Annotated in this window: 13 protein-coding genes, 1 tRNA gene and 1 pseudogene; 5 read left to right on the top strand and 10 right to left on the bottom strand. The window is 66.5% G+C overall.

Annotated elements, in window-relative coordinates:
* Nucleotides 1-74 precede the first annotated feature (74 nt).
* Entirely contained in the window at nucleotides 75-365 is a 291-nt protein-coding gene (locus tag ASD71_RS21145) for a ClpX C4-type zinc finger protein (RefSeq protein WP_056569212.1), read from the top strand.
* 21 nt (nucleotides 366-386) lie between these two features.
* Here the strand turns inward: ASD71_RS21145 and ASD71_RS21150 are convergent, their stop codons facing one another.
* Together ASD71_RS21150 and ASD71_RS21155 are read right to left on the bottom strand one after the other, a co-directional pair.
* Nucleotides 387-1838 carry a GntP family permease gene (locus ASD71_RS21150; protein ID WP_056569215.1) on the bottom strand — a complete coding sequence of 484 codons (1452 nt, stop codon included), beginning with the start codon at nucleotides 1836-1838 and terminating at the stop codon, nucleotides 387-389.
* A 2-nt stretch (nucleotides 1839-1840) separates the two neighbouring features.
* Entirely contained in the window at nucleotides 1841-2827 is a 987-nt protein-coding gene (locus tag ASD71_RS21155; RefSeq protein ID WP_369818989.1) for a patatin-like phospholipase family protein, read from the bottom strand.
* Between the two features lie 275 nt (nucleotides 2828-3102).
* Between ASD71_RS21155 and ASD71_RS28650 the strand changes: the two are divergent.
* A pseudogene (locus ASD71_RS28650) lies at nucleotides 3103-3315 on the top strand (EAL domain-containing protein); the annotation flags it as partial.
* 241 nt (nucleotides 3316-3556) lie between these two features.
* Here ASD71_RS28650 and ASD71_RS21165 read toward each other — a convergent pair.
* The 6 genes from ASD71_RS21165 to mnmD all read right to left on the bottom strand — a co-directional run bounded on the left by ASD71_RS21165 (nucleotide 3557) and on the right by mnmD (nucleotide 10928).
* Nucleotides 3557-3632 (bottom strand) — tRNA-Lys (locus tag ASD71_RS21165).
* Nucleotides 3633-3798: 166 nt separating this feature from the next.
* On the bottom strand, nucleotides 3799-4596 hold the full coding sequence (locus ASD71_RS21170; protein ID WP_056569224.1) for a MetQ/NlpA family ABC transporter substrate-binding protein: 798 nt from the start codon (nucleotides 4594-4596) through the stop codon (nucleotides 3799-3801).
* A 45-nt stretch (nucleotides 4597-4641) separates the two neighbouring features.
* Nucleotides 4642-5295 (bottom strand): methionine ABC transporter permease, encoded by a 654-nt coding sequence (locus ASD71_RS21175; protein WP_056569227.1) that lies wholly within the window; start codon nucleotides 5293-5295, stop codon nucleotides 4642-4644.
* Nucleotides 5252-6340 carry a methionine ABC transporter ATP-binding protein gene (locus ASD71_RS21180; protein WP_056569229.1) on the bottom strand — a complete coding sequence of 363 codons (1089 nt, stop codon included), beginning with the start codon at nucleotides 6338-6340 and terminating at the stop codon, nucleotides 5252-5254. Before ASD71_RS21180 ends, ASD71_RS21175 begins: the two co-directional genes overlap by 44 nt.
* A 222-nt stretch (nucleotides 6341-6562) precedes the next feature.
* Nucleotides 6563-8788, bottom strand: coding sequence for a glycoside hydrolase family 31 protein (locus ASD71_RS21185; protein WP_056569232.1), 2226 nt, complete (start codon nucleotides 8786-8788; stop codon nucleotides 6563-6565).
* Nucleotides 8789-9056: 268 nt separating this feature from the next.
* Entirely contained in the window at nucleotides 9057-10928 is a 1872-nt protein-coding gene (mnmD, locus tag ASD71_RS21190; protein ID WP_056569235.1) for a tRNA (5-methylaminomethyl-2-thiouridine)(34)-methyltransferase MnmD, read from the bottom strand.
* Nucleotides 10929-11066: 138 nt separating this feature from the next.
* Between mnmD and ASD71_RS21195 the strand changes: the two genes are divergently transcribed.
* Complete coding sequence (locus ASD71_RS21195; RefSeq protein WP_056569239.1) at nucleotides 11067-11942, top strand: inositol monophosphatase family protein; 876 nt, start codon at nucleotides 11067-11069, stop codon at nucleotides 11940-11942.
* 68 nt (nucleotides 11943-12010) lie between these two features.
* Here the strand turns inward: ASD71_RS21195 and ASD71_RS21200 are convergent, their stop codons facing one another.
* Nucleotides 12011-13714, bottom strand: a complete 1704-nt coding sequence (locus tag ASD71_RS21200; protein WP_056569242.1) for an AMP-binding protein — start codon at nucleotides 13712-13714, stop codon at nucleotides 12011-12013.
* A 77-nt stretch (nucleotides 13715-13791) separates the two neighbouring features.
* Between ASD71_RS21200 and ASD71_RS21205 the strand changes: the two genes are divergently transcribed.
* Complete coding sequence (locus tag ASD71_RS21205; protein ID WP_056569245.1) at nucleotides 13792-14988, top strand: M20 aminoacylase family protein; 1197 nt, start codon at nucleotides 13792-13794, stop codon at nucleotides 14986-14988.
* A 17-nt stretch (nucleotides 14989-15005) separates the two neighbouring features.
* Here the strand turns inward: ASD71_RS21205 and ASD71_RS21210 are convergent, their stop codons facing one another.
* Nucleotides 15006-15899: a LysR family transcriptional regulator gene (locus ASD71_RS21210; protein WP_056569247.1), complete on the bottom strand. Its 894-nt coding sequence runs from the start codon at nucleotides 15897-15899 to the stop codon at nucleotides 15006-15008.
* Nucleotides 15900-16011: 112 nt separating this feature from the next.
* On the opposite strand from ASD71_RS21210, the gene ASD71_RS21215 reads away from it, so the two are divergent.
* Entirely contained in the window at nucleotides 16012-17121 is a 1110-nt protein-coding gene (locus ASD71_RS21215) for a YeiH family protein (RefSeq protein WP_235512269.1), read from the top strand.
* The last annotated feature ends 24 nt before the right edge of the window (nucleotides 17122-17145 follow it).

Raw genomic sequence — 17145 nt, forward strand, 5'->3', positions numbered from 1 at the left:
GGCCGTTGTTCAATGACAGGCGCCGCCATCCGCGCGGCCGCCATTGCCCACTTTTCGCACCGGCTGCCCGACGCATGAACCACGCCCTCGCCTGTCTGTTTTGCCAATCGACGCTCGCGCAGGGCGCGCCGCTGCTCGAGCAGAACGGCGCGGCCATCTGCAAAACCTGTGTGGACCAGTTCGCCGTCCGCTTTGCCGACCGCGCGTGGGCGATGGCCGCCACGCCACAAGAGCAACTGGACGTGCTGCTGGACGAAAGCAGCCGCGCGCTGGCACAGAGCGAAACGCTGGCCGAGCGGGCGCGATGCTGCGGATTCAGCCTGAACGATCTGTCGGCGGCGTTGCCCGCGCGCACGCTGTCCTGACCGGCGCCACGCCGCCCGGCGTCAGAAGGACCCCAGCGCGCTACCCAGCGCAATGACGGCGGCCAGCCCGATGATGGGCCCCACGATGCCCACCACGACAATGTTCATGTAGCCGTCCCGGTGCGTCGATCCGCACACAGCCAGCAGCGTCACCACGGCGCCGTTGTGCGGCAGGCTGTCCAGCGTGCCCGCGCCGATCACCGACACCCGGTGCATCAGCGCCGGATCGATACCCAGCGTCTGTGCCAGTTCCATGTACGTCGCGGCCAGCGATTGCAGGGCGATGGTCAGGCCGCCGGACGCCGAGCCGGTCAGCGCCGCCAGCACATTGGTGGCGACGGCCAGCGACACCAGCGGCCCGCCCTCGATCGACAGCACCCAGTCGCGCACCGCCGCGAACGACGGCAGCGACGCGACCACCGCGCCAAATCCCACCAGGCTCGCGACGCTCAGCAGGGGAAGCGCCGAGGCGTTCACGCCCGCGTCCATGGTGTCGCGCAGCGACGGAAGACGCCGGAAGTTCAGCACCACCAGCACGGCAATCGCAGCGAGCAGCGCGGTGATCACCGACCAGACCCCACCCACCGCAGCCAGGCTCGTGCCGCCCCAGCGCGCCTCGGCCAGCCAGGCGGTGTCCATGCGCGGCAGAACGACGAGCGTCATGAACAGGTTGACCAGGATCACAACGACGAGCGGCGCCGCTGCCACCAGCGTGGACGGCGCGTCGGGGCTGCGCTGGCCATGATGCATTTCGGCGGGATCGAACTCGCGCGCGACGGTGGCACGCTCGCGCACCAGAACATCGTCGGACACGTCGGCAGCCATACCGGCCGGCGCGACATAGCCCTCGCCCGCGCGCCGCGCCGAAGCTTCCGCACGGCTCAGCCACCACAACCCGAAGCCCAGCATGATCGCGCTGGCGATGATGCCCAGCCCCGGCGCGGCGAACGGCGTGGTCGCAAAGAACGGCATGGGAATCGCGTTCTGCACGGCGGGCGTGCCGGGCAACGCGGACATCGTGAACGTGGACGTGCCGAGCAGGATGGCCGCGGGCATCAGGCGCACCGGGATCCCGGCCGCTTTGAAGAGCGCGTGCGCCATGGGCGCCAGCACGAAAAACGCCACGAACAGGCTGACGCCGCCATAGGTCACGATGGCGCCGGCCAGCACCACCGCCAGGATGGCGCGCCGCGCGCCGAGCTTGCGCGTCATCGCGTCGGCAATCGCCGTGACGGACCCGCTGTCGGCCATCAGCTTGCCAAACAGCGCCCCCAGCAGAAACAAGGGGAAGAACTGCGCCACGAATCCGGCCGCGCCGCCCATGAACGTCTGCGTCCAGTGGGCCAGCAGCGGTTCCCCGGCGGCGGCCGCCGTCACCATGGCCGCCGCCGGCGCCAGCAGCAGGATGCTCCAGCCGCGGTAGGCCAGCCCGATCAGCAGTACCAGTGCGAGGAGGATGCCAAAGAGTCCCATGGTCAGACCTCGCCCAGCAGTTCGTCGATGTCCAGCGATGACCGCTTGCCCAGGTCATCGCCATGCTCGGCCAGAAAGCGGTCGGCGGCCTTTCTGCCCTCGTCGCGCAGCATGCACAGGAACGGCCATTCGGCATTGAGCTTGGAGGAATAGCCCAGCTCCACCATGAGGTCGGACGAGACGCGATGGATGCGCATGTCCGCCCACATCCTGCCCTCGCCATTGCCGGGGTCGGCCACCTGGCGCAGCAGCGCGATCATGCGCAGCTCTTTCAACAGCGACGCGTTGAACGTGACTTCGTTCAGGCGGTTCATGATCTCGCGGGCGCTGCTGGGCAGCCCGGCGCGCTCGACCGGATTGATCTGCACGAGGATCGTGTCGTGCGACTGGCACTCCCGCACCAGCGGCGTGATCGTGGGATTTCCGCTGTAACCGCCGTCCCAGTAGGGGTCGCCGTCGATCATCACGGCTCGGAACATGGTCGGCAGGCAGGCCGAGGCCAGCAGCACGTCGGCATTCACCTCGGCATTCTTGAACACCCGGCCGCGCCCGGTGCGCGCATTGGTCGCCGTGATGAACAGATGAATGGGCGCACGCGCCAGCTCGTCGAAGTCGATGACTTCCTGCAGGATGGCCGCCAGCGGATTGGTTCCCGCAGCGCTGAGGTCATAAGGGGAAAACACCCGCGACGCCAGGTCAAAGGCGATGAACATGGGCGAATGATCCAGCGACCAGGAACCCATCAGGATATCGAGCGGGCTGCGGCGGAACGGGCTGAACCGCGCGGCATCGGACACACGCCGCCAAAAATCCTCGAGCGCGGCACGGGCGCCATCGGCGCCGCCCCGCGCATGACCCAGCACCAGCACGGCGGCATTCATGGCGCCGGCGGAGGTGCCCGAAATGCCGTCGATGCCAAGCCAGGTTTCTTCCAGCAGCCGGTCCAGCACGCCCCAGGTGAACGCGCCGTGCGCGCCTCCTCCTTGCAGGGCAAGATCGATCAACAGGGGATCGCGGGCAGTCGATGACGCTTTGGATCGGGCCACGGCGGAACTCCTTGCGGGGAGGCTGGGGATGAGCGGGCGATCAGATGACTGCGATATGAACCATGCTGCGGCGCACATATCGTTCGGATGTTATACGCGATGGCTTTGTAAAACGGAAGGCCGCCCTAGACCGGCTTGCCGAACACGCCGCCGCGCCGCGCCACCAGCGTGGCCTGCGTGCGGTTCAGCACTCCAAGCGTGCCCAGGATGGCCGATACATGCGTCTTGACGGTCTTCTCGCGCCGGACGATTTTGGAACCGGCTCTTCCAGCTTGAGTTATCTGCAGCGATTCGCCGTCGACAAGATCAAGATCGACCGCAGCTTCGTGGCCAACATTGGCGAAGGCAGCGACTCGACCGCCATCGTGAACGCGGTCGTGATGCTGGGTCGTTCCATGGGCCTGACAATCAATGCGGAAGGGGGCGAGACGCCCGCCCATCGCGATTTCCTGCGCGCTGCGGGGTGCGATGAGCTGCAGGATTTCTGTTTTCGAGGGCCGTGCCCGAAGCAGAAATTACCAAATGCCTGCAAAAGGAACGCTCCGCGGCGTAGCGGAGCCGCTGTCGCTCGTCGCTTGTCGCTTGTCGCTTATCGATCATGTTGCGAGCGGCAAGCCAAACGCAAAAACGCCGCTACGAATAGCGGCGTTCACAATGAACTGCGAATTGGGGTGGTGGGTTGTGCGAGACTCGAACTCGCGACCAACGGATTAAAAGTCCGCTGCTCTACCGACTGAGCTAACAACCCGACCGAAGCCCGAAATTATGGCGGATTTCGATGGGCTTGTCAAAAAATGACGCTGGCGGTGTTGCAGGGGCGGTCCGTCCGCATCGCGCCAAAGCAACCCGCAACGCACCCGCCAAAAAGACGGCCGCTCGCGGCGGCCGTCTTCAGAACGCGTGCAGCTCCTGAATTACCAGGCAGCCACCACCGCACCCTTGAACTTCGTTTCGATGAACTGCTTCACCGCGGGGCTGTGATAGATCGAGACCAGCTTGGCGAACTCGGGGCGGTCCTTGTCCTTTTCACGCACGACCAGCACGTTGGCGTACGGCGAATCTGGCGATTCCTGGGCGATGGCGTCCTTGGTCGGGTTCAGGCCGGCTTCCAGCGCGAAGTTGGTGTTCACGGCCGAGGCGTCGGTGTCATCCAGCGAACGCGGCAGCTGGGCGGCGTCCAGCTCGATGAAGCGCAGCTTCTTGGGGTTTTCGATCACGTCGATCGGCGTGGCCTTCAGGCCCGCTTCCGGACGCAGCTTGATCAGGCCATTGGCCTGCAGCAGCAGCAGTGCGCGGCCGCCGTTGGTCGGGTCGTTCGGCAGCGCGATGCGGGCGCCTTCCTTCAGTTCGGCCAGCGACTTGATCTTCTTGCTGTAGATGCCGATCGGGAAGATCACGGTCTTGGCGATGCTGACCAGCTTGTAGCCGCGGTCGGCGTTGGCGTTGTCCAGGTAGGGCTGATGCTGGTAGCTGTTCAGGTCCAGGTCGCCCGCGGCGAGCGCCACGTTGGGCTGCACGTAGTCCGAGAACTCGATGACCTGCAGGTTCAAGCCCTGCTTGGCGGCTTCGGCCTTGACCACATCAAAGATCTGGGCGTGCGGGCCGGCAGTGACGCCAACCTTCAGGGGCTTGTCCTGAGCCAGCGCGGGCTGGGCGAAAACGGCGGCGCCCAACGCGAACGCGGCCAGCGACTTCAAAACCTTGATGCTCATGTTGCGATATCCCGATATGACGGAAGTAGGAAAAAACAAAGTGGATCAGCGATGCGACATGCGGCGCACGAAGCGGTCGCCCAAACTCTGGATGGCCTGAACCAATACGATCAGCACGATCACGACCGCAGCCATGACGTCCGACTGGAAGCGCTGGTAGCCGTAGCGGATCGCCAGGTCGCCCAGCCCGCCGCCGCCGATGGCGCCGGCCATGGCCGAATAGCCGATCAGGCTGACAACGGTCACGATGGTGGCAGCGATGAGGCCCGGCAGGGCTTCGGGCAGCAGCACCTTCATGATGATCTGCATGGGCGATGCGCCCATCGCGCGCGCCGCGGTGACGAGGCCCGGATCGACCTCGCGCATGGCGTTTTCCGCGATGCGGGCCATGAACGGAATCGCGGCCACCGACAAGGGCACGATCGCGGCGGTGGTGCCGATGGAGGTCTGCGCGACAAGCCGCGTGAACGGAATGATCGCGACCATCAGGATCACGAACGGCACGGAACGGGTTGCGTTGATGATGGCGCCCAGCACGTGGTTCACGGGCTGGTTTTCGAGCATGTTGCCGCGCGCGGTCACCGTCAGCGTCACACCGAGCGGAATGCCGATGATCACCGCGATGGCGCTGGCCACGCCCACCATCAGCAGGGTGTCAAGCAGCGACGTAATAAGCAGGTCGATCAGTTGCGGACTCATGAGCTATTTCTTCAACGGTAATGTCACGGGCGTTCAAGGCGGCGATGCCGTCCTTGAGCGCGGCGGGTGCGCCTTGGGCCAGCACGAACATCGTGCCCACGGCCACGCCCTGGATGTCTTCGACGCGCGCCTGCACCAGGCCCACGTCCAACGCGAACTGCTTGGTCAGGTCCGACAGGAAGGCGCCGGATGCGTCAGTGCCGGTCAGCGACAGGCGCAGCAGACGCACGGCCTGCCCGGGCTTGGCGGCTGTGAGCGCCCGGATGCGTTCCTGGACGGCGGCCAGCGTGGCGTCGGTCAGTTCCGACGCCGTGGCGGCCGACACCATGTTGCGCGTCACGTCGTGGCGCGGCTGGGCGAACACTTCGCGCGTGCTGCCCACTTCAACGACCTCGCCCTGCGACAGCACGGCGACGCGGTCGCAGACCTCGCGCACGACTTCCATCTGGTGCGTGATCATGACCACGGTCACGCCCGTCTTGCGGTTGATGTCGCGCAGCAGCGCCAGGATGTTGTGCGTGGTTTCCGGGTCCAGCGCGGATGTGGCTTCGTCGCTCAGCAGGACGTCCGGATTGTTGGCAAGCGCCCGGGCAATGCCGACGCGCTGCTTCTGGCCGCCGCTGATCTGGCTGGGGTAACGGTCGCGCAGATGCTCGAGGCCCACCAGCGCCAGGAGGCGTTCGACGCGCGCCGGAATCTCGGCCTTGGCCACGCCCGCGATTTCCAGCGGCAGCGCCACGTTGCCGTACACCGTGCGGCGCGACAGCAGATTGAAGCCCTGGAACACCATGCCGATACGGCGGCGCTGTTCACGAAGCTGCGCTTCGTTGAGGCCCGTGAGGGCCTGGCCGCCGATGGAGATGCTGCCTTGGTTGGGACGTTCCAGCAGGTTGATGCACTGGACCAGCGTGCTTTTACCGGCCCCGCTGGGACCGATGATGCCAAAGACCTCGCCCTGCTCGATGTGCAGGTTGATGCCGCGCAGCGCCTGGAATTCTCCATGCGGCGTGGCGTAGATCTTGGATAGGTTCTCGATGTGAATCATGGCAAGCGATTTTGTATCTTTTCTCTTCTAAAGAGAACGACCGTTTTTTCCGTTTTTAATAACTATAAGTAATATAAGTTGCCGGCGCGGCCCTGCGGCGCTCCCAGAGGACACGCGACTGCCCCGACAACGGCGATCCGGCAAAGACACAAAGGGCAGCCGGGAAGGAAAGCCTTCCTGACTGCCCTTTTTTCAGGCGGCCGACTGGCGGCCGATCCGGGTTCAGCGAGCGCGCGAAATGCGGACTTCCGCGCCGCGGCGCTTCACTTCCAGGCCTTCGGACGGCGAAATCCGCAGCCCTTCCAACCCCTTGATGTAGCTCGAGCCCTGCATCTGCATCACGCGGATCTTGTTGCGCATGACGACCGGGTTATGCACCGGCATGCCAAACATCCAGACCTCGTCCAGGATACGGGCCGAGTTGAACTCGCCCGTATGCTGCGCGGCGGGGCCAAGACAGAGCATGTGACCTTCGCGGCCAAACACCGGGAACTGGCCCAGCTCGCAGTCGATGGTCCAGGTCGTGCCGCCTTCGTAGCGATGGCCGGTGTTCAGATCCCACCAAGCCTCGCCCTTGGGCAGATAGACGCGCACCTGATTGCCCGGCTCGGTAACCGGCGCCACCAGCAGGGCCGGACCCAGCAGGTATTGCAGGTCCCATTCGTGGGCGTGCGGATCGTTCGGGAACGACAGCGCCATGGAGCGCTGCACCGGCAGGCCGGTGCGGGCCGAGTCCTCGATGGCGCCCAGCACGTAGGGCACCAGCCGATAACGCCACTGCATCCAGGTCTTGGCGTGGGACAGGGTTTCGTCGCCAAAATCCCAGGGCATCAGCCCTTCCACGCCCTGGAAGGCAAAGTTGGCCGAGAACACGCCGGCGGTCAGCCAGCGCAGGTAGAGCTCGGACGTCATGCCCGAACGGTCGCGCGCGGCGGAACCGATGTTGTGCACCTGGACGGGTACGCCGCTGGAACCGATCGACAGGGACGTGCGCAGCGTGTGGCGCAGGCCTTCCCAGGTGTTGTCGACCTGGGGACCCACCTGCCACGGCAGGCGCTGGGCCGCCGGGAAGAGGTCGGCGCTGGGCACAACGCCTTCGGGCGGCACCTTCAGGCCGGCCACCGCGTCGAACAGCGCGCGGCGCACCAGCAGGGGATACATCGTGCGCAGAGCGGCGCCGGTCTCGCCGTTGCGCGCGGTCACGCCATCGGGGATCGCGATCTGCGCGTCGCAGGCGGGCGCGTCCAGGCCATCTTCCACCAGTTGGCGGTGACGCTCGACCCACAGGTTGTAGATGTCGCGGTAGGTCAGGTCCAGCAGGCCGTAGGGCTGCCCGGACGTGGCGGCATTGCCGTCGAACACCTGGGCGGCGCCGTCGTCCTTGGTCAGCAGCCAGCCGCGGTCTTCCAGCTCTTCAAAGAGCGGACTGGTCTTGATGACGCCCGGAAAGCCGGAGGCCGCCACATGCACGTTGTGCTTGTGAAAGAGCGCCAGCATCTGCTTGGCGTCGGGAAAGCGCTGGGCGTCCCACTCGAAAACCGTCTTGTCCGCCTGAAAGCCCCACGCGATCGGCTGAGCCAGCGTCACGGCATCGACGGGAATCTGGTTTTCGCGCATGCGCGCCACCAGGGCGACCGTCTGCGTCGGCATTTCGCCGGCGGCCTGCTGCAGCCACGCGCCCATTGCCCACAGGACGGGTTGCCCGGCGCGGCCGGTCAGCGCGGTGTACTGATTCAGGATTTCAGCGGGCTCGCCGGCAAAGAGGAACAGGTCCAGCACGGCGTCGTCGACGGTCAGCACATAGGCCGAATCCGCGGGCGCGACGCCCACCGAATGCTCCACGCGGCGCATCGAGTTGGCGTAGACGCCCCAACCGCGCGGGCTCCATGCCAGCGGCAGCGCACGGTGCTCGGGATCGTCGGAGACCACCGATTCCTCGCGGCGGTTCAGGTCCCCGGGGGTTTCGCCCAGGCCGAACACCCGCTCGTCGGCGGCCAGCGTGAAGCCGGCCGTCCAGACGGCGTCGTCGGCCTGGTCCAGCGCGTTGTACCCGAATGCGGGCGTATGCGCGGAAACCTCGGATTCGAAGACGCGGTCTTCGTTGCGGTAAAGGGCGACGCGCACGGGGCTGGTCTGAATCTCCAGGGCAACGTCGCCCTGTGTGATTCGCCAACCGTCCCCGCCTTCGCGGGGCGCGATCGCGCCTTCGCCCACCGCCTCCTGGCGCGCGAGCAGCATTTCGGCCACGGCGCGCACGCGCGCGCCGGGCTTGTCATCATTGAAGTGGTTCGCCTCGCCGCAGCGCAGGCGAAAAACTCCAGGCGCATGCGCCTCGACTACCAGGTGCAACCCATCGCCCGCGTCGAAATCGAAGCGACTGGGGCGGGACGTCAGCAGCTCGACATTATCGAGCTGGGTAGTATGGGCAAAGTCGAACTTGGGCGGCACAGAGCATCCCCCGGCTTAAGCCAAAAACCATCAAAAGACGCTATTTTGACGGATTTGAGCTTTGAAATAAACTCGATCCCTCTTTTGGACGGTTAATTCATCCAAAAAAGGGGCATGAAGCCCTTGGCCTGCGCTAGGCGCACAAACGCCGCCGAGTCGCCGAATTGCCGTCCCGAAAGGTCAATTGCGGCCTACTGGCGCCAAATTCCGGCAATTCTTACAATTCTACGCCAGGCGGACAAAGCCCCCGGCCCGCATTAAATTTTTTTCATCGTGGTGAAACAAGCTGGGCCAGATCGGTCTCCAGCGGCAGGGGTTCGCCCATCAGGCGGGCCGCAATCAGGTCTCCCATCAGCGCCGACCACGACAATCCCCGCGACGCATATCCGGCGGCCAGCCAGAGACCGGGGGCATGCGGCAGTTCGCCGACCGCCGGCAAGCGGCCCGGCAGGACCGCGCGCCACCCGGCCCACCCGGGCAGGCTGCCCGGCACCAGCGCATCAAATGCCGGAAACCGGCCATCCAGCAGCCCGGCCGCCTTGCCCAGCGTGACGCCCTGCCCTTCTGCGCCCACCGAGGCCTCGGCGGCGCCGTGAACATAGGTGCTGCCGACGACGCAGCCCACCCCGATGTCCGGCAACAGATACCCCTCGCCCCCGACGATGCACCGCGGGCCACCGTCCAGCGCCGCCGCGGGGATAAGCGTGACCTCGCCGGTCAGCGCATGCATCTGGGCGACGCGGGGCAGCGGGTCCAGCAGGCCGCTGGCCGCCAGCACCTCGCGCGAACCGGCGGCATTGGCCAGGATCACGGTGTCGGCACGGGCAAGCTCCGCGCCCGACGGGTCCAGCACGCGCCACCCCTGCCCCGCAGGCGACACCCGCTCGGCGCGGCCGGGGATGACCGCCGCGCCGGACGCGGTCAGCAGCGCGTCGATCAGCAGCCCGGGCTGGACCAGCATGCCCTGTGAAAAGAACACGCCGCCGCGCGCCACGGGCAGCCCGGCCAATGCGCTGGCCTCTTCGCGCGACACTTGGCGCACCCAGTCCGCCGGAAACGCCAGGGCTTCCAGGGTGCCGGCCAGCGCCGCCGACCGGCCCGCGTCGCGCTCGACCTGGACGGTGCCGCAGACGCGGGGCGCCGCGCCGCCGGGCAGACCCTGCCAGCGCGCCAACGCCCGTTCGCTGCCCGCCCGCGACAGCCGCGCCCGCGCATTGTCATCCCGCGCGACTACCGGGGTAAGCGCCGCGGCCAAGTGGCCGGCGTGCGCCGGCGCGCCCTGCGACCGGGCGGCGTCCAGCACCGTGACGCGCCAGCCGCGGCCCGCCAGCGCCTGGGCAATGCCCGCGCCGGCCAGCCCCGCCCCCACGACCACCGCATGCCGATCCGACGAGACCGCCGCCGGCAGCGCGGCGCCTCCGGCCTGGCGGACCTGCCCCACCGTCATATGCCATTTCCCCCCGTAGCCGGTCGCCCGCCGCACATCGAAGCCCGCATCGGCCAGATTGCGGCGCAGTTCTCCGGTGCAGGCCCAGGTGGCGACCGTGGCGTCCGGCGCCGCCAGGCTGGCCAAGGCGCGCAACAGCGGCGGCGCCCACATCTCGGGGTTGCGCTCGGGCGCAAAGCCGTCCAGGAAAAACGCGTCCACCCGCGCGCCAAGGCGCGGCGCCAACACCTGCGCATCGCCAAAACCCAAGGTCAGCGTGACGGCGCCGTTCTCGAATTCCAGTCGATGCAGTCCCGGCAGCAGCGCCGGCCACTGCGCAGCCAGCGCACGCCCCAACCCCGCCAGCGGCTCGGGCGCGTGGCGCGCCAGCAGCGCGGCACAGTTGTCCCGCGAAAAAGGGTGCGCCTCCATCGAAACAAAGTGCAGGGCCGCGGGCCGCTGCGGATCATCCCGCCACGCTTTCCAGAGCGCCAGGAAGTTCAGCCCCAGCCCGAATCCCGTCTCGCAGACGGTGAACGACGCGCGCCCCCGCCAGCGCTGCGGCAGGCCGTTGCCGCCCAGGAAAACGTGTTCGGCTTGGCCCAGCGCCCCGGACGGCGAGTGGTAGACGTCGCCATGGACGGCACTGACCAGCCTGCCGTCGGCGTCGACGTCAACCTTCGCGGGAACCAGCGGAACGTAAGTCACAGACATCCAGCCCAATAGATACAAATACGATGAAGCGCGAATTATCGGGCCACCTGCCGATTCGCGTTGGATGCGCACCACGCGGCCCAATGGATTAGTCCGTTTGCCACAGGTTTGACCCATGGGTGGGCTTACACTGGACCAATGGATACCTACGATCAGCCCCAATCGCTGGCTTCTCCCATCGACCTGTGCGCCGCGATCGACGCGGCGGTCACGGCCGCCCATGCCGGCGCAGCCATCCTGCAATCCTACGCGCACCACCGCGCCGATCTCGTGATAGATCGCAAGGCCCGCAACGATCTCGTATCTCAGGCGGACCGCGAGGCGGAGGCCGCGATCATCCAGGAACTGAAGGCGCGCACGCCCAAGTTCGGCATCGTCGCCGAAGAAACGGGCGGCAAGGCCCAAGGCGCGGCCACCTGGTACATCGACCCGCTCGACGGCACCACCAACTTCCTGCACGACATCCCGCATTACGCCGTGTCGATCGCCCTGATCGCGCACGCGGGCACGTCGATGTCCGCCAACGAGGCCCTGGCGGAAGACACGCCGGTCATCGGTGTGGTCTACGACCCCTGCCGCGAAGAGCTGTTCACCGGCGTGTACGGCGTGGGTGCGTGGCTGAATGGCCGGCGGATCACGTGCTCGCGCACGCAGACGATCGAAGACGCCGTGCTGGCCACGGGCTTTCCGTTCCGCGACTTCTCATTTGCCGCGCAATACATGCCGATGCTGCATGACGCCATCAACCGGTCACGCGGGGTGCGCCGCATGGGCGCCGCCGCGCTGGACCTGGCCTGGACCGCCTGCGGCCGGTACGACGGCTATTGGGAAATGGGCCTGGCGCCCTGGGATGTGGCTGCGGGCACGCTGATTCTGCGCGAAGCGGGCGGCGTGTGCTCCGACATGCACAAGCAGGACCCCTGGCCGATCGGCGGGCGCGTCGTGGCGGGCAATCCCGCCATCGAACGCGCGCTGCATGAAATGATCGCCCCGCACCTGGACAAGCAGGGGTAAATCGCAAGCCGCAGGCAGCCAAGTGGCGGCCTGAACACCAGAGGCCGCCTTGCGCGGCCTCTGGCACATTACGTGGACGTCTTCGCGGATACCGCCGCGGCCTGCGCGTCAGGCCGCAGCTCGCGGCGCAGGATCTTGCCCACGTTGCTCTTGGGCAGTTCGTCTCGGAACTCCACGAAACGCGGGCGCTTGTAGCCCGTCAGCTTGTCCTTGCACCACTGCTGCACCTGTTCTTCGGTCAACGCCGGATCCTTCTTTACGACGAACACCTTGACTGCTTCGCCGGAGTGTTCGTCCGGCACCCCGATCGCCGCGCACTCGAGCACGCCGGGATGCTGCGCAACCGCCGCCTCAACTTCGTTCGGATAGACCTTGAATCCGGACACCGCGATCATGTCCTTCTTGCGGTCCACGATGCGCGTGTACCCCTGCTCGTCCATGATGCCGATGTCGCCGGTACGGAAGTAGCCGTCGGCAGTCATCGAATCGCGCGTCTCGTCGGGCTTGCGCCAATACCCCAGCATGACCTGCGGCCCGCGGATGCCGACTTCGCCGCGTTCGCCGAGCGGCACCTCGTTGCCGGCATCGTCCAAAATTGCCACGTCCGTCGACGGCAACGGCAGCCCGATGGACCCGGAATACGCCGTCGCATTGGTGGGATTGACCGTTGCCACCGGCGACGTCTCGGACAGGCCATAGCCTTCGATCAGGGGCCGGCCGGTGATCTTCAGCCAGCGTTCGGCCACCTGCTGCTGCACGGCCATCCCGCCGCCCAGCGTCAGCCGCAGGCCGGAAAAATCCAGCTTCGCAAAGTCTTCGTTATGCGCCAACGCGTTGAACAGCGTATTGACCCCCGGGAACAGATTCACCGGCGTCTTGCGCCATGCATTGATCAGCGAAGGCTGGTCGCGCGGATTGATGATGAGCACGTTGCGCATGCCGGCATGCACGGCATACAGGCCGCAGACCGTCATGGCGAACACGTGGTACAGCGGCAGCGCGCTGATGATGGTGAGTTGCTGGTCCGCCAGGTCATGCACGACCGGCTGCGCCACCGCTTCGGTCTGCAGCACGTTGGCCACCAGATTACGGTGCGACAGCATCGCACCCTTGGGCACACCCGTGGTGCCGCCCGTGTACTGCAGCACCGCCACGTCGTCCATCGAAATGGATGGCGGATTGAAGGGCATGTGCGCGCCTTCGCGCAGCAGCTTGGGCAGCGCATGCGCGCCGTCGATCTGCCAGGCGGGCACGATCTTCTTGATATAGCGCGCGGCCAGATTGACCAGCGGCGCCTTCAGGCCGCCGAGCAGATCGCCCGGGCCGGTCACGACAATGTGCTTGAGATCGCCGCGATTGGAGACCTGCTGCAAGGTATGCGCGAAGTTTTCCAGGATGACGATGACGGACGCGCCGCTGTCCAGCAATTGGCGCTGCAGCTCTTCGGCGGTGTAGAGGGGATTGACGTTCACCACGGTCATGCCCGCGCGCAGCGATCCCAGCATGCACACCAGATACGCCGGCACGTTGGGCATCATCAGCGCCACGCGCGCGCCCTTTTCGAGGTTCAGGCCTTGCAGCCATGCCGCGAACGCGCGCGCCTGCCCGTCGAGCTGCGCATACGTGATGTTGCTGCCCATCGCCGTGCAGGCGATGCGCGGCGCGTAACGCTTGCAGGCCCGGTCCAGCAAGTCGGTGAGCGAGGAATAATCCTCGGTGGAGATCTCCGCAGGAACGCCTTGGGGATACTGAGCAAGCCACGGACGCGTCATGGTATTTGTCTCCATTAAATTGATTTTTGAATGATGATACCCTTTGTGCGTTCCCCATATTCCGCGCGAGTTCGCACATGAAACTCCTTGAACCCATCGTTGCCTGGCACCAGGATATTTCCAAGATCCGACGCGACATCCACGCGCATCCCGAACTGGCCTTCGAAGAGTTCCGCACCGCCGACGTGGTCGCGGCCAAGCTCGAGGAATGGGGCATCGAGATCCATCGCGGATTGGGCGGCACGGGCGTCGTCGGCATCATCCGCGGCAACCAGCCCGGCGATCGCGCCGTGGGCCTGCGCGCCGACATGGACGCGCTACCCATGCAGGAGGTCAACACCTTCACGCATGCCAGCCAGAACGAAGGCAAGATGCACGCCTGCGGCCACGACGGCCACACCGCCATGCTGCTGGCCGCGTCCCAATACCTGGCCGCGAACCGCGATTTCGCGGGCACGGTCTATGTGATCTTCCAGCCTGCCGAAGAAGGCGGCGGCGGCGCCAAGCGCATGATCGACGACGGCCTCTTCACGCAATTCCCGATGGAAGCGGTGTTCGGCATGCACAACTGGCCCGGCATGAAGCCCGGCCAGTTCGGTCTGACGCCGGGCCCCATCATGGCCTCCAGCAACGAATTCTCGATCGTCATCAAGGGCAAGGGCACGCACGCCGGCATGCCCCACCTGGGCATTGACCCGGTCATGGCGGCGGTGCAGATGGCGCAATCGCTGCAGACCATCGTCACGCGCAACCGCAATCCGCTTGACGCGGCCGTGCTCAGCATCACGCAGATCCATGCCGGCAGCGCCGACAACGTCGTGCCCAACCATGCCGAATTGCGCGGCACGGTGCGCACATTCACGCTGGACGTGCTGGACCTGATCGAACGCCGTATGGAAGAGATCGCCCGCCACACCAGCGCGGCGATGGACTGCGAAGTCGAATTCACGTTCCAGCGCAACTATCCGCCCACCATCAACCACGCCGACGAAGCCGCGTTCTGCGCCGACGTGCTGCACGACATCGTCGGCGAGGACAACGTCAACGCCAACGTGCAGCCGACCATGGGCGCGGAAGACTTCGCCTTCATGCTGCAGGAACTGCCGGGCTGTTACGTGTGGATCGGCAACGGCACCGGCGAGCACCGCGACAGCGGCCACGGACTAGGCCCGTGCATGCTGCACAACGGCAGCTACGACTTCAACGACGATCTGCTGCCGCTGGGCGGCACCTATTGGGTGCAGCTCGCGCTCAAGAGGCTGGCCAAGGCCTGAACGGCCTGGCCGCGCATTTACCCAACGTCCTGCCCACCGACCGCCAGGCACATCGCCAGAAAGCGCTCGGCGGCGCGGGCAGCGGCGTCGGCGTGCGGCACCAGGATGCTCAGCGTGCGCGTAAGCGGCCGGGGCAGCAGGCGCAGGGCTGCCAGCGCCCCGTCTTCGTGACGCATCGACATCACGGACACGAAACCCACGCCCAATCCCGCCCGCACCGCCTGCTTCACCCCTTCCACCCCCGCCAGTTCCAGACCAACCGACGGCGCCAGACCGCCATCGCTGAACGCCCTTTCGACCAGCCGGCGTACGCCGGAACCGGGTTCACGCATCACCAGCGGCGACTCCGCCAGATCCCGTAGCGTCACGGCGCCCTTGTCCGCCAGGGCGTGATCCGCCCGCACGATCGCCACCACTTCGTCCTGCCGCCACGCGTGCACCGCCGTATCGGCGGGCAGCCCGGCGGGCACGTCGCCTTCGATGAACGCCAGGTCCAGCGCCGGCAGGCGATCCACGATCTCGCGCGTGTTGCCATCGGACAGATGCAGGCTGACGGCCGGAAACGCGTGACGGAAATCCGCCACCAGACGGGGCAGCAGATAGCTGGCCGGCGTGGTGCTGGCGCCCAGCCGCAGCGCGCCGGTTTCCAGGCCGCGCCAGGATTCGCGAACTGCCTGCGCCTGCCGGTACACCTGGCGCAGCTGCCGCGCCTGCTCCGCCAGGCGCTCGCCGGCCTCGGTCAGCGCAATGCCGTGGCCGCTGCGCCGGTACAGCGGTTCGCCAAACCATTCCTGCAAGGCGCGTAGCTGGCCCGACACCGCCGGTTGCGACAGGTGCAGCGACTGGGCGGTGCGGCTGATGTTGCCGGTATCGGCGACTGCGGCAAACGTGAGCAATTGATCCGGCGTCATAGGGCTGATATCAGAATTACTGATATTCATTATTTAGATTGAAGATTTTTCAAATAATACGGCCGGATCTAATATTTCGTCTAGTTATGTAGTTATGCCCAAAGGGCCAGTAATGAACACTTCCACCACAACCGCCGTCCCCCTCCCCGCCAACCCGGCCGCCCCAGCTGCCGCAGCGCCGGCCGCCGCAACCCCGGCCGTCTCGGCCACCCCGTGGCGCGACAAGCTCAACGGCGTGCTGTTCGTGGGCCTGATGGCCGGCGCGGTGATGCAGCTGGCCGATCTGCCCTTCATCCGCCAGCTCGGCTTTTCGCCGCTGGTCGTGGGCATCGTCTGCGGCATGCTGTACGGCAACTTCCTGCGCGGCACCATGCCCGCGGACTGGGGCGTCGGCGTCAACTTCACCGCCCGCCGCCTGCTGCGCATCGCGGTCGCCTTCTACGGCCTGAACATCAGCATCCAGCAGATTGCCGCCGTCGGCATGCCGGGGCTGGCCGTGTCGGTGGCCGTGGTGGTGGGCACGCTGCTGATCGGCACCGTGGTCGGCCAGCGGTTGCTGGGGCTGGACCGCGACACCGCCATGCTGACCGCCGCGGGCAGCGCCATCTGCGGCGCCGCGGCGGTGCTGGCGTTCGAACCCACGCTGCGCGCCGCCCCCCACAAGAGCGCCGTGGCCGTGGCGACCGTGGTGCTGTTCGGCACCCTGTCCATGTTCCTGTATCCGGTCTTCTATCACGCCGGCTGGCTGAACTTCGATACGCAGGCGCTCGGCATCTACATCGGCGGCACGGTTCACGAAGTGGCGCAGGTCGTGGGCGCCGCCAGCAACATCGACCCCGCCACCACCGAGGTCGCCACCATCGTCAAGATGACCCGCGTGGCGCTGCTGGTGCCCGTGCTGCTGGTGCTTGGCATGTACCTGCGCAGCGCCGCCTCCCATGCGGACGGCCAGGGCAAGAGCGCCAAGCTTCCGATTCCCTGGTTCGCCGTCGGGTTCCTGGTGCTGGCCATCATCAATTCGCTCGACATCATTCCCGCCGATATCGTCGCGGCCATCCGCCGGCTCGACGTCTTTGCCCTGACCATGGCCATGACCGCGCTGGGCATCGAAACGCGCTTCGCCCAGATCCGCAAGGCCGGCCCGCGCGTGATGGCCCTGGGGTTCATCCTTTACGTCTGGCTGTTGGCTGGCGGCTACGGGATCGTCAAGCTGGCGACCTGATCGCCGCGCTGCGCGGGGCGGCGG

The sequence above is a fragment of the Achromobacter sp. Root565 genome (assembly GCF_001427425.1).
GTDB lineage: Bacteria > Pseudomonadota > Gammaproteobacteria > Burkholderiales > Burkholderiaceae_B > Achromobacter > Achromobacter spanius_D.